The organism is Pedobacter psychroterrae, from assembly GCF_004331695.1.
Lineage (GTDB): Bacteria > Bacteroidota > Bacteroidia > Sphingobacteriales > Sphingobacteriaceae > Pedobacter > Pedobacter psychroterrae.
This window is the reverse complement of sequence record NZ_SJSL01000001.1, coordinates 451,855-476,927: the sequence shown is the minus strand read 5'-3', so window position 1 is coordinate 476,927 and position 25,073 is coordinate 451,855. Positions and strand designations below refer to the sequence as shown.

At 41.5% G+C, this 25,073-nt stretch carries 20 protein-coding genes; 19 read left to right on the top strand and 1 reads right to left on the bottom strand.

Features of this window, described 5'->3' with window-relative positions; genetic code table 11:
- Positions 1 to 29: 29 nt before the first annotated feature.
- The 15 genes from EZ437_RS01975 (at position 30) to EZ437_RS01905 (ending at position 15,746) form a co-directional block, all read left to right on the top strand.
- Positions 30 to 785 (top strand): type III pantothenate kinase, encoded by a 756-nt coding sequence (locus tag EZ437_RS01975; protein WP_131592728.1) that lies wholly within the window; start codon positions 30 to 32, stop codon positions 783 to 785.
- Positions 748 to 2,067 (top strand): OmpP1/FadL family transporter, encoded by a 1,320-nt coding sequence (locus EZ437_RS01970; RefSeq protein WP_225869470.1) that lies wholly within the window; start codon positions 748 to 750, stop codon positions 2,065 to 2,067. The genes EZ437_RS01975 and EZ437_RS01970 overlap by 38 nt, the downstream gene beginning before the upstream one ends.
- Positions 2,067 to 2,636, top strand: a complete 570-nt coding sequence (gene lptC / locus EZ437_RS01965) for an LPS export ABC transporter periplasmic protein LptC (protein WP_131592726.1) — start codon at positions 2,067 to 2,069, stop codon at positions 2,634 to 2,636. Before EZ437_RS01970 ends, lptC begins: the two co-directional genes overlap by 1 nt.
- A 127-nt stretch (positions 2,637 to 2,763) precedes the next feature.
- Positions 2,764 to 4,860: a peptidylprolyl isomerase gene (locus EZ437_RS01960; protein ID WP_131592723.1), complete on the top strand. Its 2,097-nt coding sequence runs from the start codon at positions 2,764 to 2,766 to the stop codon at positions 4,858 to 4,860.
- A gap of 66 nt (positions 4,861 to 4,926) precedes the next feature.
- Positions 4,927 to 5,442: a DUF2480 family protein gene (locus tag EZ437_RS01955; protein ID WP_131592721.1), complete on the top strand. Its 516-nt coding sequence runs from the start codon at positions 4,927 to 4,929 to the stop codon at positions 5,440 to 5,442.
- 30 nt (positions 5,443 to 5,472) lie between these two features.
- Positions 5,473 to 6,246, top strand: a complete 774-nt coding sequence (locus tag EZ437_RS01950; RefSeq protein WP_131592718.1) for a DUF3108 domain-containing protein — start codon at positions 5,473 to 5,475, stop codon at positions 6,244 to 6,246.
- A 33-nt stretch (positions 6,247 to 6,279) separates the two neighbouring features.
- Positions 6,280 to 6,846, top strand: a complete 567-nt coding sequence (locus tag EZ437_RS01945; protein WP_131592716.1) for a DUF3109 family protein — start codon at positions 6,280 to 6,282, stop codon at positions 6,844 to 6,846.
- Positions 6,847 to 6,950: 104 nt separating this feature from the next.
- A complete protein-coding gene (locus tag EZ437_RS01940; protein WP_131592714.1) occupies positions 6,951 to 9,092 on the top strand; it encodes an alpha-L-fucosidase in 2,142 nt (713 codons plus the stop codon).
- 113 nt (positions 9,093 to 9,205) lie between these two features.
- Positions 9,206 to 10,450 (top strand): L-fucose:H+ symporter permease, encoded by a 1,245-nt coding sequence (gene fucP / locus EZ437_RS01935; protein ID WP_131592711.1) that lies wholly within the window; start codon positions 9,206 to 9,208, stop codon positions 10,448 to 10,450.
- 9 nt (positions 10,451 to 10,459) lie between these two features.
- On the top strand, positions 10,460 to 10,795 hold the full coding sequence (locus EZ437_RS01930) for an L-rhamnose mutarotase (protein ID WP_131592709.1): 336 nt from the start codon (positions 10,460 to 10,462) through the stop codon (positions 10,793 to 10,795).
- Entirely contained in the window at positions 10,795 to 12,453 is a 1,659-nt protein-coding gene (locus EZ437_RS01925; RefSeq protein ID WP_131592707.1) for a UxaA family hydrolase, read from the top strand. The genes EZ437_RS01930 and EZ437_RS01925 overlap by 1 nt, the downstream gene beginning before the upstream one ends.
- A gap of 8 nt (positions 12,454 to 12,461) precedes the next feature.
- Positions 12,462 to 13,229, top strand: a complete 768-nt coding sequence (locus EZ437_RS01920) for an SDR family NAD(P)-dependent oxidoreductase (RefSeq protein WP_131592705.1) — start codon at positions 12,462 to 12,464, stop codon at positions 13,227 to 13,229.
- A gap of 44 nt (positions 13,230 to 13,273) precedes the next feature.
- Positions 13,274 to 14,131: a fumarylacetoacetate hydrolase family protein gene (locus tag EZ437_RS01915; protein ID WP_131592703.1), complete on the top strand. Its 858-nt coding sequence runs from the start codon at positions 13,274 to 13,276 to the stop codon at positions 14,129 to 14,131.
- Positions 14,118 to 14,951 carry an amidohydrolase family protein gene (locus tag EZ437_RS01910; RefSeq protein WP_131592701.1) on the top strand — a complete coding sequence of 278 codons (834 nt, stop codon included), beginning with the start codon at positions 14,118 to 14,120 and terminating at the stop codon, positions 14,949 to 14,951. The genes EZ437_RS01915 and EZ437_RS01910 overlap by 14 nt, the downstream gene beginning before the upstream one ends.
- A 6-nt stretch (positions 14,952 to 14,957) precedes the next feature.
- Positions 14,958 to 15,746 carry an SDR family oxidoreductase gene (locus EZ437_RS01905; RefSeq protein WP_131592699.1) on the top strand — a complete coding sequence of 263 codons (789 nt, stop codon included), beginning with the start codon at positions 14,958 to 14,960 and terminating at the stop codon, positions 15,744 to 15,746.
- A gap of 321 nt (positions 15,747 to 16,067) precedes the next feature.
- Here the strand turns inward: EZ437_RS01905 and EZ437_RS01900 are convergent, their stop codons facing one another.
- On the bottom strand, positions 16,068 to 17,957 hold the full coding sequence (locus EZ437_RS01900) for an aminopeptidase P family protein (RefSeq protein ID WP_225869469.1): 1,890 nt from the start codon (positions 17,955 to 17,957) through the stop codon (positions 16,068 to 16,070).
- 124 nt (positions 17,958 to 18,081) lie between these two features.
- Between EZ437_RS01900 and EZ437_RS01895 the strand changes: the two genes are divergently transcribed.
- The 4 genes from EZ437_RS01895 (at position 18,082) to EZ437_RS01880 (ending at position 25,061) form a co-directional block, all read left to right on the top strand.
- Positions 18,082 to 18,663, top strand: a complete 582-nt coding sequence (locus EZ437_RS01895) for an RNA polymerase sigma factor (protein ID WP_131592696.1) — start codon at positions 18,082 to 18,084, stop codon at positions 18,661 to 18,663.
- Between the two features lie 100 nt (positions 18,664 to 18,763).
- Positions 18,764 to 19,960 (top strand): FecR family protein, encoded by a 1,197-nt coding sequence (locus EZ437_RS01890; RefSeq protein ID WP_131592694.1) that lies wholly within the window; start codon positions 18,764 to 18,766, stop codon positions 19,958 to 19,960.
- 240 nt (positions 19,961 to 20,200) lie between these two features.
- Entirely contained in the window at positions 20,201 to 23,536 is a 3,336-nt protein-coding gene (locus tag EZ437_RS01885) for a SusC/RagA family TonB-linked outer membrane protein (RefSeq protein ID WP_131592691.1), read from the top strand.
- A 34-nt stretch (positions 23,537 to 23,570) separates the two neighbouring features.
- Positions 23,571 to 25,061, top strand: a complete 1,491-nt coding sequence (locus EZ437_RS01880; RefSeq protein WP_131592689.1) for a RagB/SusD family nutrient uptake outer membrane protein — start codon at positions 23,571 to 23,573, stop codon at positions 25,059 to 25,061.
- The last annotated feature ends 12 nt before the right edge of the window (positions 25,062 to 25,073 follow it).

Here is a 25,073-nt window from a genome sequence, read left to right as displayed (position 1 = left end):
ATAGCTTTGTGCCATGAAGTTTGGAGAAGATGCATAATCTTGTGATAGACATAGGTAATACAAATAGCAAACTGGGAATTTTTAATGACAGGGAGTTAATTGCAAACCAAAGCTTAAAGTATATTACAGCTGATGCTCTTATTGATTTGATCAACCTATATTCAATCAATAATTCAACAATATCTAGTGTTGGCAGAGAACAGGAAGAGGTAATTGACGTACTAAGAGCTCATACTGATTATTTTCCATTCTCAACTGATGTTAATACCGGAATAAAAAATCACTATGTATCCCCTGACACACTGGGGCTGGATAGATGGGCTAAAATTATCGCCGCACATCAATGTTATCCAGGGAAAAGATGCTTTATTATAGATGCCGGAACCTGTATAACATACGATTTGCTGACTGGACAGAGTGCCTATTTTGGCGGTAGTATTAGTTTGGGCCTGCACATGCGTTTTGAAGCCCTTCATCATTTTACAAGAAGGTTGCCTTTGGTAGAATGGAACAAAACGGATATAGAGATCCCAAAAGGTACAGATACAATATCGGCTATTAAAAATGGGGTGTTACAAGGTATAATTAATGAAGTTGAGGGCTTTATAGCACTACAGAATAAAGAAAATAAGGATGTTACCGTGTTGATTACGGGTGGTGACGCTGCTTTTTTGCTGGAACAATTAAAAAACAGCATCTTTGCGCCTCAAATTATACACGATCCATACTTGGTATTAAAAGGATTAAATGAAGTCATTGCATTTGAATATGTTCAAAAAAATTAAATATATAGCAGTATTTGTATTGCTCGGTGGTATTTCTGTTCAGGCACAGGTTACTGTACAGTCTCCCTATTCCAGATATGGGTTAGGCAATATTAAGGGTTCGCTGCTTCCGCAGTTCAGGGCGATGGGCGGCGTGTCGACTGCAGTGTTTAAACCAAACGGCTACAGTACTATCAATATACAAAACCCGGCTTCTTATGCAAGTATCGACTTGACCACATTAGATATGGGGGCATCCGGAGGTTTTACTCAACTGAGGAATGGAAACGGAAAAGAAACCAGTTTTAATTCAACCCTGAGTCATGTTGCTATGGCATTTCCTTTGGTGAAAAACAAATCAGCACTAAGTATAGGGATACTCCCTTATTCAGAACTTGGCTATGAGTATTCAGTAAATGAAAAATATAATGCTACAGATAGCAATACTTATAATGCATTATATAGTGGAGAGGGTGGGCTGACAAAAGCTTATGTTGGCTTTGGGCAACAAATAGGAGACTATTTTAGGTTCGGTGCAAATATCGAATACCTGTTTGGTAACTTACAAGAGAATGGCTCAATCGAAATCCAGAGCGCCCCTTCAATTAATAACCGCAGACAAACTAAAAATAGTGTTGGTGGGTTGAGCTTCTCTTATGGTGCACAGTATGAGATTCCATTGTCCAGCAAAAAGCGTATTACTTTAGGATATTCAGGCTCCTCACCTTCTAAAATAAATACCAAAAGGACCTTTTTACTAACACAATATCTAAGATCGGACCTGGGAGAAGAGCAGGCTGCATTTGATACACTTCAGTTGGTGGAAAATAATGCTTCCAAATTGAAACTACCCTTGATCCATAATTTTGGAATTACTATTCAAAAGGATAATAATTGGCTGCTTGGGGCTGACTACAGAATGGGTAAATGGTCTGAATTAAGCATCGATGCTGTAAATCAGGGACTGGAAGATAGCTGGGGTTTTTCTGCAGGTGCGCAGATTACACCTGATATCACCTCCTTAGGGAATTATTTTAAAAGAGTTGATTACCGGGTCGGATTTCAATATGATAAAACTTATATCAGGATGAATGATCAGGATATCAAACAAATGGCTATCACATTTGGATTTGGATTCCCACTGGCGCAAACAAGCAGGTTTTCTTTCTATAAGCTAAACCTTACTACAGAACTTGGGCGACGCGGGATGATTACTAATGGGCTTATACAGGAGAATTACATTAATCTGCACCTTGGATTTACGCTCAATGACACTTGGTTTAGAAGGTTTAAACTGGATTAATGAAAGGCCGGGGCCTGACATATCTGTGTTTTGTACTGTGCTTATTGCAGCTCAGCCTTAGTTCCTGTGGTGATGATGATTTAAAAACGGCAGCAAAACTGTCAGACAAGAGTATTTTAAACCGCGACAGGACCAAAAATGTAGATATTATTTACAGTGATTCAGCAAAAGTAAAAGCGCAGGGTTTTGCCCCTATACTCGATAAGGTAATGCCGGCTAACGGTGGGGGGTATCAGGAGATGCCAAAGGGCATCAAAATCAATTTCATCGATGAATTTACAAAGATAAAGGGCTCTATTACTTCTGACTATGCGATAATGAGAGATACTGAAAAGATAGCTACCTTTAAGAAGAATGTTGTTGTGGTAAATGAGACGCTGACCTTCAATACAGAGGAATTGGTCTGGGACCAGAATAAAAGGATGTTTTTTTCTCCCAAAGGCGTGGTTACAAAGCCAGATGGAACGGTATTGAATGCAGTGGACTTTAGCGCTACTGAAGATTTTAGTGTGATTAACTGGGTGAATGGGTCGGGCGAGACCTATGTGCCTAATAATTTTGGGCAATAATCTATCATATTTAACATCCTTATTGCCCTAATTTTTAAATACTTATTCAAATACAATTTAATATTTTCTTTTTTTAGCAAAAGTTGTATCTTGCGCCCTCTTAAAAAAAATTATAAATAAGAATATTATGGGATTAATGACATTTTTGCGGAATCGCGCAGGCTACATTCTGATAGGGGCCATCGGTTTTGCAATTGTTGCATTTTTGGTTGGTGATGCAATTAACGTGGGTAAGCCATTTTGGGCTGAATCTCAAAGAGTTGTGGGATCTGTGGATGGTGAAGACATTGATGTCGAGCAATTTGGAGCTAAAGTTGAGCAAAGCTTAGCTCAGTTTAAACAACAATATGGTGGTGCTGACAACCCACAGATGCATGCTATGGCTGTGGATAATGTTTGGCAGGGAGAAATTGCCAGTATTCTGTTAGGGAAAGAGTTCAACCGTCTTGGTTTGTCTGTTTCTGCTACTGAATTATGGGATTTAATCCAGGGGTCAAAACCAAGCCCTTTAATTGTACAATACTTCGGTAATCCTCAAACAGGTCAGGTAGACCGCGCACAGGTGATCAATGTTTTTAAACAGGGAGCGAAGGATCCTAACATGAAGAAACAGCTGGATGCCCTTGAAGAGGAGATTGAAAAACAGACTTTGCAACAGAAATACGCCAAGCTGATCAGCAATTCTGTGTATGTAACTACTTTGGAAGCAAATGATGAATACCAGAATCGCAATAAACTTGCAAACTTTAAATATACAGGATTGGATTATACCTCCATTCCAGATGCAAATGTGAAATTGACGGAGTCTGATTATTCAGACTATTATAATGAGAATAAAAAGCGTTTTGAAAATCCAACTGAGACACGTTCATTCGAATACGTTGCATTTAGTGTAAGTCCGACAAAAGAAGATTCAATAGCAGTTAAAGCTCAGGTTGAAAAACTTGCCGCTGATTTCAGGACTGCAGCAAATGATTCTTTGTTCGCTGCCGTAAATTCAGATGTAAAAGTTCCATACAGCTTTGTAGCTAAAGGTAAATTAGATCCTGCAGTAGATTCTGTTGTGTTTAATCTGCCTGCAGGTAGTTTTTATGGTCCCGTATTCTCTGGCAATTCTTATAAACTTGTGAAAGTGGTAGCTACGCGTTTCTCTCCGGATTCAGTAAAGGCCAGCCATATCTTACTTGATCCTAGTAAACTGGGAGGTGCTGATAGAGCACTTAAACTGATTGATTCGTTAAAAACATTGGTTCAAAACGGAGCCAGCTTTGCTACTTTAGCAACTGAATATAGTGTAGATGGATCAAAAGATAAGGGCGGCGATCTTGGAACCTTTACTCCTGGAACGATGGTTCCTGAATTTGACAACGCAGTATTCAGTGGCAATACCGGTGACCTTAAAATTGTCACTACGCAATTTGGTGTTCACCTCATAAGAATAGAAAAGCAAATTGGATCTTCTAAAGTAGCTAAATTGGCTTATATAGAAAAGAGCTTACTATCCAGTAATAAAACTAAAGATGCTGCTTACAAAAAAGCAAGTAGCTTTCTTAATGAAGTAAAAGAAAATAACTTTGCTGAACTTGCTCAGAAGAAAGGATATACTGTTGGTGTAGCTGATAAGGTGACTCCTACACAAGGTTTTGCACCTGGGTTGGATAATCCGCGCCAACTGATCCGTGATGCTTATGCAGCTGATAAAGGTGATGTGCTTGAACAAGTTTACCAAATGGACAATGCGTTTGTAATAGCTCGCCTAACTGATATCAGGCCTAAGGGAGCATTGCCTCTTGATGCAGTTAAAAAGGAGATTGAGCCGATGGTGCTCAATGCAGCGAAAGCTAAAATCCTTAAAGAAAAAATGGATAAAGCATTGAGTGGCTCAAACAGCATAGACCAGGTAGCTCAAAAATTAAACAAAACCGCAACTCCGGTTCCAAATATTGTATTTGCGAACCCGGTTATTCCAGGAGCTGGCCAGGAAAATATACTAATAGGTGCTGTTTTTGGGTCACAACCAGGGAAACTATCTAAATCTGTAGCAGGTGATCGTGGTGTGTATGCGTTTGTAGTTGAAGGGTTTACTAACCCTGCTCCTCTTGCCAACACGTACAAACAAAAGGAAACGATGATGCAGGGTGCGGGACAGCGTTCTTTAGGCGCGGCATTCCAGGCATTACAGGATAAAAGCAAGATAAAAGACAATAGGGTGAAATTCTATTAATCTTATTTACGTAATTTTGTAGCCGTCCCGACGTAAAGCCGGGACGGCTTCTTTTTTTTATACGCTATGGATATACAGGAAAATTTCGTTAATAAGGTAGCTGCAAGTGGATTAATTACTTTTAATCTCGAGGAGTACCTGCACCAGGGTGAAAGGGTAGTATATGATATTAAGGATAATCTTTTTCATGGCCTGATGCTAAGAGAAAAGGATTTCAGGGAATTTATTAAAAATAATGACTGGTCGGTTTACTCGGGTAAGAATGTAGCAATCATCTGCAGTGCAGATGCAATCGTTCCGACCTGGGCCTATATGCTGCTTGCCAATAAAATGAAACCCTTCGCCAATGAGGTAGTATTCGGTAGTCTGGAAATATTAGAAGCGGTTCTTTTTACCAAGGCGCTCGCTAAAATAGATTTGGATGCTTTTGCAGGGGAACGTGTAGTGGTCAAGGGATGTGCCGATATTGAGTTGCCGGTAGCTGCTTATGTAGAAATAACGAATCTGCTTACTCCTGTGGTGAAAAGCATTATGTATGGTGAGCCCTGCTCAACCGTACCTATCTACAAGCGTAAAGATTAATTTTTGGATTGTTTTTTGTTTAGCTTGGGTATGAGAAAGATATTGTTGTTTATTATGGTATCCCTAAGCTTAAAAGTAACAGCCCAGGAATTGCCTTTTGTGAAAGATCCTGTTTTTCAGATAGGTGAAGTGTTGAAATATAAGTTAAAGTATGGTTTTATCACGGCGGCAGAAGGAACGTTGCGGGTGCTGGATTCTGATCTTAAATTTGATGGTAAACCAACTTACAGATTGAGTGTGGATGGGGCTACATCGGGAACGTTTGATATTTTTTATAAAATACGGGATCATTATGATTCTTATATAGACAGAGGTGATTTAAAGCCATACTTTTACCAGGAGAACATACGAGAAGGTGGTTACAAAAGACAGGACAAGGCCAGGTTTAGTCAGGATGAAAAAAAAGTTACCGGTACAAAAGGTACTTTCAATACACCAACTACACAAACATTTGATCTTGTTTCCTCTTACTATTTTGCCAGGAGCCTTGATGTTTCCAAAATGAAAAGTGGTGATTTTGTTAAATTGAATTACTTCCTGGGAGATGAGGTTAGCCAGCTACAAATACAATACATAGGGAGAGAGGTAATCAAGACAAAGCTCGGGAAGATCCGGTGTTTGAAATTTAGCCCTTCTATAAAGCCGGGAAGAATTTTTCGTAAAGACAGTAAATTGTATCTTTGGGTTACAGACGATGGAAACAGGGTGCCCGTAAAGGCAGAAGTAGAGATCCTGGTGGGATCAGTGGTAATGGAAATAGCATCGGCCAGTGGACTGAAGTACCCTTTGGCTGTGGTTCAATAACAGGTGATCACTTATCACTGAAAATATTAAAGCATGATAGAAGTACAAAACACGTTGGTGCATGAAGATCTGATTAGTGAGAGTTTTGTTTGTAACCTCAATAAATGCAAAGGAATCTGTTGCGTAGAGGGAGATGCAGGTGCGCCTCTTGAAGTTGCCGAAACGGCAATACTAGCGGATATCTATCCAAAAATCCAGCATCTTCTGGAAGCTAAAGGGATTGCTGCGATAGAGGCCCAGGGAACTTCAGTGGTAGATTTGGACGGAGATCTGACCACCCCATGTGTGGACGGGAATAAAGAATGTGCTTATGTAACCTTTGAGAATGGCATCACAAAATGCGGAATAGAAAAAGGATATGAGCAGGGTTTGATAGACTGGCAGAAGCCTATTTCATGCCATCTGTATCCTATTAGGGTAACACAATATCCCGAATTTGAGGTGTTAAATTACGACAGATGGCATATCTGCCATGATGCCTGCTCCTTTGGCCGGGAGTTAAAAGTCCCTGTTTATCAGTTTTTGAAAGGACCTTTAATCAGAAAATATGGCGCAGCATGGTTTAAAGAGCTGGAAGATAACGTCTTTGACTTACAATAGGGTAGGTATTCTCGCGATGCCAAAATCGCATATAGTTTTGTCAAAATTGAGAAAACTTTAATGCGACTAAATCGCTTTCTTTGGAATTGACAAATCTTCAGAAAATGAACAGCAAAGCCATTTCATTATTAGTATCCCTGCTATTTCTTAAAACCATAGCATTTGCTCAGCATGACCCCAAAGCATTAAAAGACTGGCAGGATCAAAAATATGCTATGTTTATTCATTACGGCATTTATTCGGTACTGGGTGGTGTTTGGGATGACAAACCTGTTTCAAAGGGCTTAAGCGAACAGATTCAGGCGCATGCAGGGATATACAGTGATACTTATGCCAGCGTTGCAAAAAGATTCAATCCGTTGAAGTGGAATCCGGATTCTATAGTTTCCCTCGCTAAAAAAGCGGGGATGAAGTCTATAGTGATCACCTCTAAGCACCATGATGGTTTTTGTATGTTCAAAACCAATACTACCGATTTTAATGTGGTAGATGCCACACCTTATAGAAGAGACGTACTTAAGGAATTAGCTGATGCCTGCAAGCGCGGCGGACTACGCTTTGGGTTATATTTCTCCCTGATTGACTGGCATTACCCCCAGGCGTCTCCGATATCCAGCAGTAACTCTGATTATATTACACCAGAGCATGTGGAATATAATAAAAAGCAGATCACTGAATTGTTAAGCAATTATGGTCCTGTATCTGAACTTTGGTTTGATATGGGTTCGCAAAGTGCTGATGAAAGCAGGGAGCTAAGAGATCTTGTGCATAAACTACAGCCAAACTGTATGATCGGCAGTAGAATAGGTAATGATATGGGCGACTTTACGGTAATGGGTGACAATCAGGAACCCGATTATGTAATTGGGGTGCCATGGCAATCTCCAGCTTCTTTTTATGATGAAACCTGGAGTTACCGCTCCTGGCAAAAAAGAGGAAGCGAAGAAGAAAAAATGCGGGAGAAATTAACCAGCTTAATAAGGGTGGCAAGCCGTGGAGGTAACTTTCTTTTGAACATCGGCCCTAAAGGGGATGGTTCTGTAGTTGATTTCGAAAAAGATGTACTGTTAGGGATTGGAAAATGGCTGGATAAAAATAAGGAAGCTATTTATGGTACCAGCCCTGATCCTTTTCACATTTCATTTAAATGGGGAAGTCTAACCAGCAGGTCTGATAAGATTTACCTCCATCTGCTCTCAGCACCTGAAAATGGAGAAATCAATTTACCCGGCCTGAAAGGAAAGATAAAAAGTGCATCAGTGCTTGGTGAAAAGATAAAAGTCAAATTTAGTCAAAATGCTGGTGGTGTCAGGATCGTTATACCGGCAAATTTGAATATTGATAAAGAGTTTAAGGTGATTGCGATTGAATTTGTGAATGGGTACCAGGTTCCTCCCGCAAACCTTGTTACTTTAACTTCCAGTCCCCTGGTACTAAACTCGCAAAATGCATTTAAGCATTATAGTAATTCCGGTATAGATTATAATACCCGTTATCAGAGTACGGTAAAGGAATCATGGACCATAACGCCTTCAAATAATGGAATGGTGACACCTGTAATATACTATACCGACGGTGAGAAAGGAAAATCTGTAGATGTTGAGGTGAATGGAGAGACATCTGTGATCTCTTTGAGTAACGGAAAATCTGAAAAACTAGACAACGATCCCTCAACAATTTCATGGGGGCCATTGTATCAGTCAGGTGTCTATTATTCAGGTGTAGGCGGTGTACATGGCAATCTTAAAGACATAGCAGTTAATAAACCATGGCCAAACAGCAATAGTGAAGCCTGGACAAAAAAAGAGAACTGGAAAAACAGTGAGATTTATGAAATGGGAGTGGAGAGGGAAGTTGCCACTTATTTACTGCAGGAGATCGTATCAGAAAAAGATCAGCCATATTTGCTTGGCATAACAAGCGGGGATGGGCTGACAGTAGCGCTTAACGGGACTATCCTTGCGGAACATAATAATCCTTTTAAAGAAAAGATGCTAAAGGATGTGATTTTGCTGCAGCTTAAGAAAGGCAGAAACCAGCTCGTTGTTAAATTTTATAATGGATACCAGAAAAATATGACCATTGGTATAGACAATAAAGTAGCGCAGGTAATGTATGCTAAAAAACTTAAACCGCTGCAATTTGAAACTGGTAAATATTACCCTTTTAGCTGGCGACTACATAAACCTTTGTCGGCGCATACCACTTTGGGATTGTTCAATGCAAGTATACTATTGAAAAAGTAAGATAGTACCATGTTACACCCGTTTTTAGTGCCAAAATAGTTTAATCATTAGATAAAATGATAAAATATATAACTACAAAAAATACGTTCTTTGAATAACCAAATATCGAACCAATGACCAAGAACAACTATCTGTTTCCCTTTATAATGATCACCTCCCTTTTCTTTATGTGGGGATTTGTTCATAATCTGGACCCCATTCTTATACCGCATTTAAAAAGGTCTTTTAGCCTGAGTACTTTAGAAGCTTCCTTGGTCGATTTCTCTGTATTCATTGCTTATTTCGTCATGGCACTTCCTGCGGGTTTTATTATGAAAAAGTACGGCTACAAATCAGGGATCATTATAGGCCTTTGTTTGTTTGCCATAGGGTCGTTTTTGTTTATTCCCGCAGCAAATACCCAAGCCTATTCATTTTTTTTAGGGGCACTTTTTATCATTGCCTGCGGATTAACTATTCTTGAAACTGCGGCTAATCCTTACGCTTCACTTTTAGGGCCTAAAGAAACCGCGTCTTTCCGGCTTAACTTATCACAGTCCTTTAATGGTCTTGCAGCCACGCTTGCCCCGATAATCGGATCACGTATCATTATGATTAAGGGAGTATCGGATGAAGAATTAAGCACTATGACTGTATCTGCCCAGCAACTAACGCTGGCTTCGGAAGCATCATCGGTTAAAACTCCATATTTGGTGCTTGGAGCGATAATTCTCCTGATCACCCTTGTTTTTTTATTCATAAAGCTACCTGAGATCAAGGAAACTGAAGTCGATGGAGATGAGAAAAGAGGGATATTGCATGCCTTAGCACACAAACATTTGCGATGGGCTATTGCTGCTCAGTTTTTTTATGTAGGGGCACAAGTTTGCGTATTAAGTCTCTTTGTTTTATATGCCACCACAGCAGTAGGATTTGACCAGCAACAAGCAGGAGAATATGCCGGTTATGGAATGGGACTTGCATTTTTGATTGGAAGGATAATAGGGACTTCATTAATGAAATTCATCAAAGCAGAATTGCTGCTCGTTATTTATTCAGTAATCTGTGTAATCCTTTGTGCTTTTGCTATGGCAACCGTAGGTACACTCGCTTTAATTTCAGTTACAGGGGTGGCATTTTTTATGTCGATCATGTTCCCTACCATTTTCTCTCTAGGCATAAAAGATTTGGGAAATGACACAAAGTATGGCAGCAGTCTGATCATCATGTCTATAGTTGGGGGTGCGTTGTTACCTTTGGCTATGGGATATATCAGTGACATCAGCAGTATACAGATCGGATATATCGTGCCACTGGTCTGCTTTCTTGTAGTGCTGGCCTTTGGCTGGACCGGCCATAAAGTAGTAAAAACAAATTAATTGTAACTAATGAAAAGATATTGTTTAGCGCTAGATTTGATTGATGATCAGCAACTGATTGCTGAATACGAAGTGTATCACAAGGAAATATGGCCTGAAATCAGGGACAGCATCACCACTTCCGGAATAGTTGATATGGAAATTTACAGATTTAGCAATCGTCTGTTGATGATTATGGAAGTAAATGACGAATTTAGCTTTCAAAATAAAGGAGCAATGGATGCAGACAATGAAAAGGTGCAGGAATGGGAAACATTGATGTGGAAATACCAGCAGGCTGTTCCGGGTGCAAAACCTGGTGAGAAATGGGTGCTGATGGATAAAATATTTGAATTGAATAAATAATGTCAGAAATAACGGATAAGAGGTTTCTGCAGATCCACCAGGATGATAACGTGCTGGTTGCTTTGCAGGACTTGAAAAAAGGTGAAGTGATAGTGTGGAACAACGATGTCATCACCCTGCAGGATGAGGTAAATGCCAAGCATAAGTTTTTCATTAATGAAATGCAGGTGGGTGATGAAGTTTTAATGTATGGGGTGTTAGTAGGGAAAGCAACTGCCCATATTCCAAGAGGCGGGAGAATGACCACTGAGAATATCAATCACGCTTCTCAGGACTATGCATATAGAGAGGTAGACTATAAATGGCAGGCACCTGATGTTTCTGCATTTCAAAGCAGAACTTTCAATGGATATCATCGCCGGGATGGTCAGGTAGGAACAGCCAATTACTGGTTGTTTATTCCTACAGTTTTCTGTGAAAACAGGAACCTTGACGTTATTAAGGAAGCGCTATATAATTCTCTGGGATATAATGTAACTGATAAGTATAAGCAGTTTGCTAACGATTTATTGAATGCCTATCAGGATGGACAGGCCATAGATTCCTTTCAGGCAGATAGCCTGTCGGCTCTCAATCCGGTTAGTAACCGGGTTTTTAAGAATGTAGACGGCATTAAATTTTTAAACCATCAGGGAGGATGCGGTGGTACAAGACAGGACTCTGCTGTACTGAGCAATTTATTGGCAGCATATGCAGACCATCCTAATGTCGGTGGTATAACGATCTTAAGTTTAGGTTGCCAGCACCTCCAGGCCAATGATTTTCTGGACGACATTAAAACAAGGAATCCATCATTCAATAAAAAGGTGCTCATTTTTGAACAGCAGCAGAGTCAAAGTGAAGATCAGATGATTAAAGATGCGATACTTAAGACTTTTGTCGGACTAACAGAAATTAATGAAATTGAAAGGGCTCCTGCACCGCTCAGTAAATTATGCGTAGGCGTTAAATGCGGGGGCAGTGATGGTTTTAGCGGTATCTCTGCTAATCCTGCAGTCGGCTATACCTCTGACCTCCTGGTAGCACTGGGCGCACAAGTTCTGCTGGCAGAATTTCCTGAACTTTGCGGTGCTGAGCAGAATATCGTAGACCGTTGTGTAAATAAGCCAATTGCAGAAAAGTTTATCTCTTTAATGCGTACCTACGATGCACAGGCACATGCCGTGGGTTCGGGCTTTCATATGAACCCCTCTCCTGGCAATATTAAAGACGGACTGATCACTGATGCCATAAAAAGTACAGGTGCGGCTAAAAAAGGCGGTACATCACCTGTTGTAGATGTGCTGGATTATACAGAACCCGCCACTAAACCAGGTTTGAGTTTAGTATGTACACCGGGCAATGATGTGGAGGCTACCACCGGAAAAGCAGCAAGTGGCGCTACATTAATCTTATTTACTACTGGTTTGGGTACACCAACAGGTAATCCCGTCTGTCCGGTAATTAAAATTGCTACCAATACTGCATTGGCAACAAGGATGGCAGATATAATCGACATAGATACAGGGGCAGTTATCCGCGGTGAAAAAACCATTGAAGAGATGGGAACCGAGATCCTGGAATATTGCATCAGGGCAGCCAGTGGTGAAGTAATCCCTAAAGCCGTTTTATTGAACCAGGATGATTTTATTCCCTGGAAAAGAGGTGTTTCATTATAGATATAAATATGTTCAGTTTAAAAGGAAAATCAGCAGTTATAACAGGTGGAGGGAGTGGGATCGGCAGAGCGATCTCCGTTCTTTTTGCAAAGCAGGGAGCAGTAGTTCACATTATAGAATTGAATTCAGATGCCGCTACAGAAACTTTAAATGAGATAAATGACGGAGTGAACGCAGAAGCTGTGGCTTATTCCTGTGATGTGAGTAACCAGACCCAGGTGTTGGATATTTTTAATAAAATAGGCAATATTGATATTCTGGTAAATAATGCAGGAATTGCACATATCGGAAAGGCCGACACTACAAGCGAGGAGGACTTTACCAAAATCTTCAATGTCAATGTGAAGGGGGCTTATAATTGTCTGTACGCTTCATTACCGGTAATGAAAAAAAATGGTGCAGGTGTAGTACTGAATATGGCATCGATAGCGGCTATAGTAGGGATTACAGACCGGTTTGCTTATTCCATGAGTAAAGGGGCTATTTATGCAATGACACTTTCTGTAGCCCGTGATTATATGGCTGATGGTATACGGTGCAACAGTATCTCTCCAGCAAGGGTACATACTCCCTTTGTGGATGGGTTTATTGCGAAAAACTATGCAGGAAAAGAAGCGGAAATCTTTGATAAATTGTCAAAAAGCCAACCAATCGGCAGGATGGGTGCTCCTGATGAAATAGCCTCAATGGCATTGTACTTATGCTCTGATGAAGCAGGATTCATTACAGGCAATGATTATCCGGTAGACGGAGGATTTATTAAGTTAAATAATTAATTGAAATGATGGGTCGCCAAGCGGTCCTTAAATAGAAGACACAAATGAAATTAATCAGATGGGGCGCGACTGATCAGGAAAAGATCGGTGTAATAATAAATGACATCTCTTATGATGTTTCCGCATTTGGCGGTGACTATAATGAACAGTTTTTTAATGATAACGGATTGGAAAGGTTGGAAGCCTTTGTCAAAGCTAATCAGGAAAACCTGATAGAAATACCTTCAGGCAGCCGTTTGGGATCACCTCTGGCCCGTCCTTCAAAGATCGTTTGTATAGGTCTTAATTATGCAGACCATGCAAAAGAGACCAATGCACCTATACCACCGGAACCGGTTGTTTTTATGAAATCAACTACTGCCATTACCGGCCCCTTTGATGAAATTGTTGTGCCAAAGAATTCAGTTAAGACTGACTGGGAAGTCGAGCTGGCAGTAGTAATAGGGAAAAGGGCATCCTATATTGAAGAAGCTGACGCACTGGGCCATGTGGCCGGCTATGTATTGCACAACGATGTCTCAGAACGTGAGTTTCAGTTGGAGAGAAACGGCACCTGGGACAAAGGCAAGGGCTGTGATACCTTCGCACCGCTGGGCCCGTTCATGGCTACTCAGGACGAAATTGAAGATGTAAACAACCTCAGGTTATGGCTCACAGTAAATGGCCAGAAGATGCAGGATGGCAATACCTCAAATTTCATATTTAATGTGCCGTTTGTAATCGCCTATGTAAGCCAGTTTATGACCCTTCTGCCGGGTGACATCATTTCTACAGGTACACCAGCAGGAGTTGGGCTAGGTTTCAAACCTCCTGTTTATCTTAAAGAAGGAGATGTAGTAGAACTGGGCATAGACGGCCTTGGCACTTCAAAACAGCTGGTGAAGAACTATGTTAAAAATTGATTCACATCAGCACTTTTGGAAATTTGATGCAGTAAGACATAGCTGGATAAATGAAGAGATGAATGCGATCCAGCAGGATTTTATGCCTGGGGACCTAGGGCCTTTATTGGAAGAAAATGGCATTGATGGGTGTGTATTGATACAGGTAGACCAAACACCCGAAGAGAATGATTTCCAGCTCCAAAATGCCGCGCAATATGATTTCATCAAGGGAGTGGTTGGCTGGGTTGATCTTCAGGCTGAAGATATTGAAGATCAGCTCCACGAACTGAAGGGCTATGAAAAACTGAAAGGTTTCAGGCATATTCTTCAGGGAGAGTCTGATCGGGCATTGATGCTAAAACCAGCATTTTTGAATGGGATCAGTAAGCTAAGGGATTTTGGATTTACTTATGACATCCTCATTTTTCCGGATCAGCTTCAATATGCTGCAGAGCTGGTCAGTCAATTTCCGGACCAACCTTTTGTGCTGGACCATATCGCCAAACCGGACATTAAAAATCAGAGAATAGAAGGATGGAAGCAGGGTATACAGGAGCTGGCCAAGTATGACAATGTGTATTGCAAAGCATCAGGAATGGTGACAGAAGCCGACTGGAAGCTGTGGAAGCCTGAAGATTTTACGCCATACCTGGATGTAGTTTTTGAAGCATTCGGTGCAGGAAGGGTAATGTATGGCACTGACTGGCCGGTAAGTCTTGTGGCTGCGAGTTATGGACAAGTAAAGGATCTTGTAAAAAATTATATATCGAAATGCTCTGCAAATGAGCAGGAGCTGTTCTGGGGCGGTAATGCAACCGAATTCTACAAATTAAAATAAGCAACAATGGATCTGCAATTAAAAGATAAAGTGGTCATCGTAACCGGGGGAGCTAAGGGGATTGGTGAAGGTATTGTAAGGGTGTTGGCCAGAGAGGGAGCCATTCCAGTAATTATCGGCAGGAAGGAATCTGATAATTTAAAAGTAGTTGATGACATTAAGGCCAATGGAGGAAATGCTTTTCAGGTGATAGCTGAGCTGACCAAACCTGAAGACAATGAGCATGCAGTGAAACAGGTATTAAAGAAGTTTGGCAGAATAGATGGTCTGATCAACAATGCCGGCGTTAACGACAGCATTAGCCTTGAAAACGGAACATACGAACAGTTTATCCATAGTCTTCACAAGAATGTAGTCCATTATTACCTGATGGCCCATCATGCGCTGCCGGCTCTTAAAGCCTCAAAAGGTTCCATAGTCAATATAGGTTCCAAAGTAGCAGATACGGGGCAGGGCGGTACATCGGCATATGCAGCATCAAACGGTGGCAGGAATGCGCTGACCCGCGAATGGGCGGTAGAGCTATTGCCCTATGGTATTCGGGTAAATGCGGTGATTGTTGCAGAGTGTTATACCCCTTTGTATGAAGCATGGATAAAGACCTTGCCAAATCCTGAAGAGAAGCTAGCTGCTATTACCTCAAAGATACCATTGGAACAGCGCATGACCACTGCAGAAGAAATCGCGAATGCAGCGGTATTCCTGTTGTCTGGTGCTTCGAGCCATACTACAGGACAACTGGTTTATGTAGATGGCGGTTATACGCATCTTGACCGGTCGATAAGTCTTGGTTAATTCGTTCGATAAGCTCTGGTTATTTCTATGCTAGCTAGTCTTATAAATTATCAAAAATTAAAAGCATTACTCGTAGGCCGGACCTTGCACCCTGAAGAAGGGCACAATCTCCCACGCCTTCTCGCAACACCTTTAATTTTTGTTTGCAAGGGGCTTATCTTTTCTACTTCAAATTTTTCAGAATTGCTGGCACACCAGTGGGCGTTTAGTAAAATTCAGCTGATCAGAGAAAGCATAGCGCTGGTGTTGCGCAGCTTCAGCAGATGCAGCTTTCGAAGAGCATGCTCAATTTTACTAAATACCCCAATAGTAGCCGCTTGATTAAATTGCCTTTGTTTCTTCTTTTAGAAATGCTGCTTCATCTTCAGTAAGTAAGGGACTCAAACGATCAAACACCATCGCATTATAATCATTCAGCCAATTAATTTGCGAAGCTTCCAGCAATTCCTTCTTCACGATTTTTGTACTGATAGGCGCTATGGTCAAACATTCAAAAGCATAAAACTCATTAAATTCAGTGCTTACATCCTGAATGGTATTGACCAGGTTCTCTATCCTGATGCCATGTTTGCCAGGGCGATATATGCCTGGCTCGACAGATGTGATCATGCCCAACTCGATAGCAACAGGAGTGGCTGTGGCATTGAATACCTGCGGGCCTTCATGAACGTTTAAAAGATAACCTACCCCATGCCCAGTCCCATGGCCGTAATTGATGGCATGCTCCCACAAAGGCTTGCGGGTGATGGCATCTATCTGATATCCGCAGGTTCCCTTTGGAAATCTTGCTTTACAACCATCGATCATCCCCTTCAACACCAGGGTATAGTCGGTACTTTCCTCTTCCGTATTGTTTCCCATGGGTATGGTGCGGGTGATATCTGTAGTCCCGTAAAAATACTGGCCTCCCGAATCCACCAAAAATAAGCCTTCCGCTGTTACTTCAGCATTGCTTTCTTCTGATGCCCCATAGTGGGGCAGTGCTCCATGCGCTTTATAGGCACTGATGGTATTAAAGCTATCTCCGATAAATCCTTCCTGTGCTGCTCTGTACCCGTGTAGTCGTGCAGCAGCAGAAAGTTCGCTGATCTTAGTTTTGCCAATATTTTCAGACAGCCATTTTAAAAAACGAGTGATTGCAACCCCATCTTTTAGCATTGCTGTACGCGTATTTTGAAGCTCTGTAGCATTCTTGACCGCTTTAAGGCGGGTAGAGGGATTGATTTCCTTAATGATTTTTACCGTTGGCGCCAATAGTTTGGTATAAGCAAAGCAATTTCTTTTTGGATCTACCAGCAGCACATTATTTTTAGGCAAAAGCCTTAATGCATCTTCAATTTCTTCATAGTCAAAGATCTCGACCCCGCTTTTCAGCAATTGCTCCTTTTCTGCTTGCGTTAATTTATCCGGGTTGATAAATAATTTCGCATGGTCCTGGGTGATCAGCGCAAAGCTTAACACTACCGGGTTATAGCTCACATCTTTACCACGTATATTGAATAGCCATGCCACATCATCTAATGATGAGATCAGGTGGCAGTCGGCCCCTGCCTTATGCAGATCAGCCCTTACGGATATTAATTTGCTGTTTACGGTTTCTCCTATCTGCTCCTCATCCACTAAAAATGCCGCCTCGGCCGGTAGTGCAGGTCGGTCTTCCCATATAGCTGTTAAATAATCCTCGTTAGAGAGACCAATTCCTTTTAAAGCGAACTTTTCCGTAAGTAAGTCGCCCAAAAGAACGGATAGTAATTTTTCATCGCTGGCTACAGTGTCGCCTTTTTGGAGCTTTTCAGTTAGCCACTGTATATATTCTGGTGCATGCTGTATTTTTTGTTTTACCAGTTCAGAACCGCTATTTTCAAGCTGTTCTGCAGCCTGTTCAAAATACCTGAAATCTGTCCACAACCCTGCAAAATCATGTGTAATTACGAGCGTGCCAGCCGATCCGGTGAAGCCGGAAACAAAGGGGATACACTTGTAATGGTCTGGCAGGTATTCACTGGTATGTGGATCGGACGATGGGATAATGTAAGCCTGTACATTGTCGGCTGTCATTTGACTACGGATTTTAGCCAGTTTTTCGGTATAAGTCAGCATAGTATCTATTATCAGTTCTTTTATTACAAAGCTATGCAAATTAACCAGCAAAATGTAGCAATTGTTGTTTTGAATAGCCCTGAGATTAGGTTCAATGTATATAGTCTTCATACTGACTGTAGCAAGACACTGACTTGACTCTCAGTTTAGGGTCATGGAAGTCATTCCTCTGGTTATTACCGAATAAAAACCTTAATTTCGTAATCAGATCAATTCAGGTTGGGGGATTAAGAAGATGTCTGTTTATAGCAAATTTAGTGACCAGGAACTGACTGTTTTATTAAAGCAGGGGGATCGCCTTGCCTTTACGGAAGCCTACAGCCGTTATTGGGCTGAAATGTACTACCATGCGTTCAGGTTGCTCAAAGACGAAGAGAACGCCAAAGATGTTGTTCAGGATATATTCAGTAATCTATGGCTTAAGTCGGCATCGCTCAACCTGGAAGCAAAACTGTCTGGCCACCTCTATATCGCGGTCCGGAATAAAGTATTCAATCTGATAGCGCAAAAAAAGGTGCGAAATGATTATTTAAATTCAGTAGCTGCTTTCTTTTCAGATACGGTTAACGATGCTTCCTTGCTGGATGAAAAAGAAATATTGGCCATTGTGGAGGCTGAGATACAAAATCTACCCCCTAAAATGAAAGAAATCTTTGAATTGAGTCGTAAAGAGAACCTATCGCACAGGGAAATTGCGGAAAAACTGAATATTTCAGATCAAACTGTAAAAAAGCAAGTCCAGAATGCCTTAAAAATTCTAAAACCAAAAATCAGAGCGCTGGAAGCCGGTCTTTTTGTATTGCTTTTTATGCGTTAAACGTTTTTTTTGTTAAAATATAACAGTTTGTTAAAAATATTTTAATATCATCTACCCCCTAAGACCGTTTGACCTGTTCTGTATTTAAATTAGGTGTCTAATGAAGACCATGAATAGAAAACAGGCAGAAGAATTAATTCAAAAGTATGACAGTGGCTCAGCAAGTACTGAGGAAAAAGCCATGCTGGACAACTGGTTTCTGCATGAATCACAGCAGTCTGCTTTTACGGAAGAAGACCATAAGTTTTTAATGCTGAAGTCAGAAATCTGGCGGGCAACGATGAAACAGGCAGGTCTGGCACCAGTTGCTCGTAAAATACGGATTGGGCTTTGGACTGGTATTGCAGCTGCCATCGCTTTGATCACATTGAGCGCGGCATTGCTGATCTACATCAGTTCCAATCCCTCACATGGAGTGAATGAGCAATACGCCAATGATGTGGCGCCAGGTGGAAATAAGGCGACCCTGACACTAGCGGATGGTAAAAAGATAAGCCTCACAGAGGCCGAACAAGGCAATCTTGCCCTGCAGGCCGGGGTGATCATCACTAAACTGGCGGATGGCAAGATCATCTATTCAGTAATTGCTACCGACGAAAGCACAGAACCTGCCGGTATCATGGTGAATACGATATCCACTCCAAATGGAGGGAAATATGAGGTGATTCTTCCGGATGGTACAAAGGTGATACTTAATTCAGCTTCGTCTCTTACATTTCCAACTGCCTTTATTGGGTCTGAACGTGAGGTTAAACTCGATGGTGAAGCATATTTTGAAGTAGCCAAAGATAATAAGAAACGGTTTATTGTTAATTCCGGTATACAGTCAGTTGAGGTATTGGGCACACATTTTAATATCAATGCGTATGATGATGAGCAGCGTATAAAAACAACGCTGGTAGAGGGTTCTGTAAAGGTTTCTGCAGGTCAGTATGCTACGCTTCTGGTTCCGGGTCAGCAAAGTGTGACTGGAAGAGATGGCACCCGGAACATTTCAAAGAGCTACGTTGACGTAGAAAAAGAAATAGCCTGGAAGAATGGCATCCTATCTTTTGAACAGGATGATGTGAAGTCTGTGATGAGAAAGATATCGAAATGGTATGACGTAGCAATTGAATATTCGGGAGCGTTTCCTGACGAGCGCTTTTTTGGTGAGATATCCAGGCAGAGCAATTTGTCGGAAGTTGCCAGGATCCTGGAGCTGAACAATATACATCTAGAAATAAAAGGAAAAACAGTGAAAGTGTCTTATGTGCCGTCCACTTCGTCCAAATCCAGTTCAAATAAAATCAACTAACATAAATTTTCAACAACTAAACCAAACCACCATGATAAGAAAGCTACCAGACACGTAAAGAAAGAATCATAAAAAAGCCGGAAGTGTCTCACCACTCCCGGCCCAAGAAGGTCAGCAGCAAGCCGTAGAAAACTGAGCTGCATATTTTTAAACCTAATCCTACTCAAAAGTATGAAATTAACTTTTCTTTACAACCCTGTATTTTCAATACAGAGGGTAAAGTGTAAATTATTAAGAGTGATGAAATTAACTGCTATTTTATTACTGATTGGCACATTACATTTATCTGCCGCAAGCTACTCTCAGAGTGTCACTATTTCCAGAAAGAATACGACGCTTGAAACCGTATTTAAGGATATCAAAAAGCAGACAGGATACCTGTTTTTTTACAACGGCAAGGTTAGTCTTACTGACCAGACTTTGAATGTTGAATTTAAAAATGTTCCCCTGGAAGAAGCTTTGAAGGCCTGTCTGGCCCAACAGAACCTTACCTACAATATCGTTGACAAAACTATTGTGATCAGGAAGTTGCCCTCAAGTCAGGCTGTGGACGGGAATGCAGTCAGGTATCTGGAGATAACCGGTAAGGTAATAGATAACGACACTGACCAGCCCGTTCCCGGAGTGAACATTGCCATTAAAGCGGACAAACTGCTAAGGGGACAGACCAACCAAAACGGGGAATTCAAGGTGACTGCCCAGGTGGGAGACATATTGGTATTTACCTATATCGGTTTTAAAACCAAGGAGATCACCGTAGCAGATGGCAAGCCATTGGTAGTCAGGTTGGAAACTGAGGTGAATACGATTGATGCTGTTGTGGTAACAGGTTATCAGACAATTAAAAAGGAAAGCTTTACAGGTAATGCGATTACCATGACTGGTGCGCAATTGAAAATGATCAACCCGCAAAATATATTGGCCAGTATTGGGGCGTATGACCCATCTTTCAGGCTCATGCAGAATAACCTGGCGGGTTCAAACCCAAACAGGATACCTTCTATCAATGTAAGGGGTTCTTCGGCTTTGCCAAGTGGCGATGGGGAGGTACTGAGACGAGATAATTTTACCAGTGGTGCTAATACGCCTGTATTTATCATGGATGGATATGAGGTCAATGCGCAGAAGGTATTTGACCTGGATGTAAACAGGATAGAATCCGTAACGCTATTAAAAGATGCAGCGTCTACCGCCATTTATGGTTCACGTGGAGCAAATGGTGTGTTGGTGATTACTACCAGGGCACCAAAAGCAGGGAAGCTGCGGGTAGATTATAACTACGAACTGAATGTAACGGGGGCTGATCTGTCAGATTACCAGGTACTGAATGCCAAAGAGAAGATGGAGTATGAGAAGCTCGCCTTAATATATGATGGTGGGAAGCAGAGCATGTCTCAGGATTATCTGGATGAGTTATATTATCACAATTATGCCAATGTGGTGGGGGGAGTGAACACCTATTGGTTGTCACAACCGGTACGTACCACTGCAGGAAATAAACACGCGGTGAATGTAGATGGCGGTTCTGAGGCGTTTCGCTATGGAGTAGACTTGCGCTATCAAACCAGACCTGGCGTAATGAAAGGTTCCAGCAGGGATCAGTTTTCAGGCGGAATGAATTTTATCTACAACCTGAAGAAATTACAGTTTAGAAATGAGCTTACAGTAATGCAGGTAAACGCTACGGAATCTCCATACGGTGACTTTAAAAACTATGTGCGGATGAATCCATATTACCCGATGATGGATGCCAATGGCAGATATGTTCAGATTATTGACGCATGGCAAAAACAAGACAGGTCATATGACTATGTATACAATCCGCTGTATGATGCGCAATTGAGCAGCTTCAATAAAAATGCATATTCGGAGATTATAGATAACCTTTCTGCCGACCTGCAGATCACAAAAGATTTAAGTTTGAGGGGGCAAATGAGTTTGACGAGCCGTTCGTTTACGGATGACAGGTTCACGTCGCCTAATAACAGTAAATATTATGAATATGAGACCGAGAAGATCGATGAAAAAGGGGAATATTATAGCGGCCAGCGAAAAGAAACCCGCTGGGATGGAAACGTCAGGTTAACCTGGCTGAAACAGCTTGGTGGTAGCTTTTTCAACGTTACCGGGTTGATCAACGTGATTGAGGAGATCAATGATTCACGTGATTTTACTGCCATTGGCTTTGCCAACGACCGTTTTACCAGTATCGGCTTTGCCAAAGGTTATGCAGAAGAAGGTAAACCTAACAGCTCATATAAACAATCCAGATTATTTGGCTCTGCGGTTATGGCCAACTACTCTTTCAAAAACCGGTATTTGCTGGATGCATCGGTAAGAATAGACGGGTCTTCTAAATTTGGGGTAGAGAACAGACTGGCCCCTTTCTGGTCGGCAGGTATAGGCTGGAATGTGCATCAGGAAGAATTTTTGAAAGATCATCCTGTTATCAGTCAGTTGCGTTTAAAGGCTACTACAGGGCTTACCGGATCGGTAGAATTCGACCCTTACTTGTCCAGGACTACTTATCAGTACAATACCGGCAATTGGTATTCGTCAGGGATCGGCGCAATCGTGAATAACTACGGTAACCAGAACCTATCGTGGCAAAAGACCCGTATGGTTGACTTCAGTATTGACCTTTCCTTATTCAAAGACAGATTGAAGATAGAGCCGAGAATCTACAGGAAGTTTACCAAAGATATCCTGGCTAGTATTACCCTTCCGCCTTCTACCGGTTTCCTTTCATACAAAGAGAACTTAGGTGATATGGAAAACAAAGGGGCAGAATTAAATTTATCCTGGGAAGCCATTCGCACCAATGATATTTCGTTGAGTTTCAGAGGTGCTTTTGTGACCAACAGGAATAAGATCCTGAGGATATCCAATGCATTGAAAAAGTATGAAGACAAGGCGGATGAAGAGCAGTCAAAACCCGAAAGTGAGGGTGGTTACAAAGGTATACCTTTGTTGAGGTACAGGGAAGGGCAATCTATTAATACCATTTATGGAGTTCCGTCTCTGGGTATTGATCCTGAAAACGGCCGCGAACTTTACAGAAAGCTGGACGGAACGCTTACCTATGATTATGACAAGCGGGATTATGTACCGATCGGAAATCCTGATCCTAGATTGGAAGGATCTTTTGGTGGATCATTCAGGTATAAAAGTTGGGGTCTGTTTACCAACTTCAGGACTAAATTTGGCGGAGAAGACTATAACCTGACTTTGGTACAGCGGGTAGAAAATGCCGATCCAAGATATAATGTGGACAGACGTGTGTTTGAGGGCAAATGGAGAGAATCCGGAGACCGTACCTTCTATAAGAACATATCAGATATTGGTGAAACGGAAGTGAACTCAAGATTTATTCAGGATGATAACTTAGTAAACCTGGAAACAGTGCAGTTGAGTTTTAATCTTGACCAAAAATATGCGAGGAGACTTAGGATGAACAATCTGGACTTCACGCTTACGGCCAATGATGTGGTCCGCTGGTCGTCTATCAAAGAAGAAAGAGGGATCGATTATCCTTTTGCCAGAAGTATCACATTTGGGATAAGGGCTGGTTTTTAAGGCATTAATTATATAGATATTAAAATATAAGAATATGAACAAAATATTATTAATAGGTTTGATTCTCTTCACAGGATTATTCAGTTCATGTAAGAAATGGCTGGACGTACAGCCAGAATCTGAAATAGCGGAACCTGTATTGTTTTCAACTGAGACGGGTTTTATGGAGGCCATCAATGGAATCTACAACAAAGCCAACGGGGAGGATATGTATGGGAAGGAGCTGACTTTTGGAACGCCTGAGGCACTTGCCCAGAACTATTCTATGAGAGATGATGGTCAGGATTATAGACAAACGAGCTTGTACAATTATGAGCAGAAAAAGTTTAAGGAACGTAAGGACAAGATCTGGGCAGGTTTGTATTCCTCCATTGTCAATTGTAACCTGGTGCTTACCAACGTAGATGCTCGGAAAGACGTATTTACCGGCATCAACTATGAGATCGTAAAAGGTGAGGCACTTGGATTGAGGGCTTATATGCATTTTGATTTACTTCGCTTGTTTGCACCTTCTTATCTAACCGGGGCTACTGCTCAGGGCATTCCTTATGCTACCAAATACAGCAAAGATCCTACACCAATGAGTACGGTATCAGGAGTGATTGATTCTGTTATCAAGGATCTGGAGGCGGCTAAAATATTATTGAAGGTTGATCCGATCCGCAGTGCTAACTATAAGGTGGGCTATCCGACGGTAAGGGACACCACCAAAACTACGGAAGAGAAATCTCCATTGCTTTTTCTGCAAAACAGAAGGCACCGCATGAATTACTTCGCAGTTTGCGGAACATTGGCACGTGTATATTTATATAAGAATGACAAGGCAAATGCATTGCTGAATGCAAATGAAGTAATTGCCTCCAACAAGTTCCCATGGACTTCGAAAGCTGATTTTGAAGCGTTTGATGAATCTAAGAAAGACAGGATCCTCTACAAGGAGCTGGTATTTGGCTGGTATATTCCATCAATGGCCGAAAACATTAAGTCGCATTGGTTCCAACCCGGCACAAATGGCTTGTACCTGATTACCGACGCCGCAGACTACATCTATGAAAAATTGACTTCAGGAGCATTTGATGCGCGGTATAAATATTTCATTTCCCGTAGTTCAACACAGAGTTCGGCTTTTTATGAAATTGTAAAATATCGTAGAAATGCTATTGACGAAGGTGTTGATGCCAATCTTCATTACCTGATGGCACCTGCTATACGTCTTTCTGAAATGTACTATATCGGAGCAGAAGCGCTTTTCCCTACTGATCCAACCAGGGCTTATGCTTACCTGAACCAGGTACGTTCCGCCAGGCAGATTGATGACAAACTGCCGTTGGGAAATGAAGAGGAATTTACGAAAGAACTCCTCAAGGAAGTGCGTAAGGAAACGCTGGCAGAAGGTCAGTTATTCTATATGTACAAACGACTAAACAGAGGTATTGTGGGGCAAACGGGAGCCATTATTCCGGCATCTAACAAAATCTTTGTGCTCCCATTACCGAACGATGAGATCGTTTATGGAGGCAGATAATTAACCTATCAC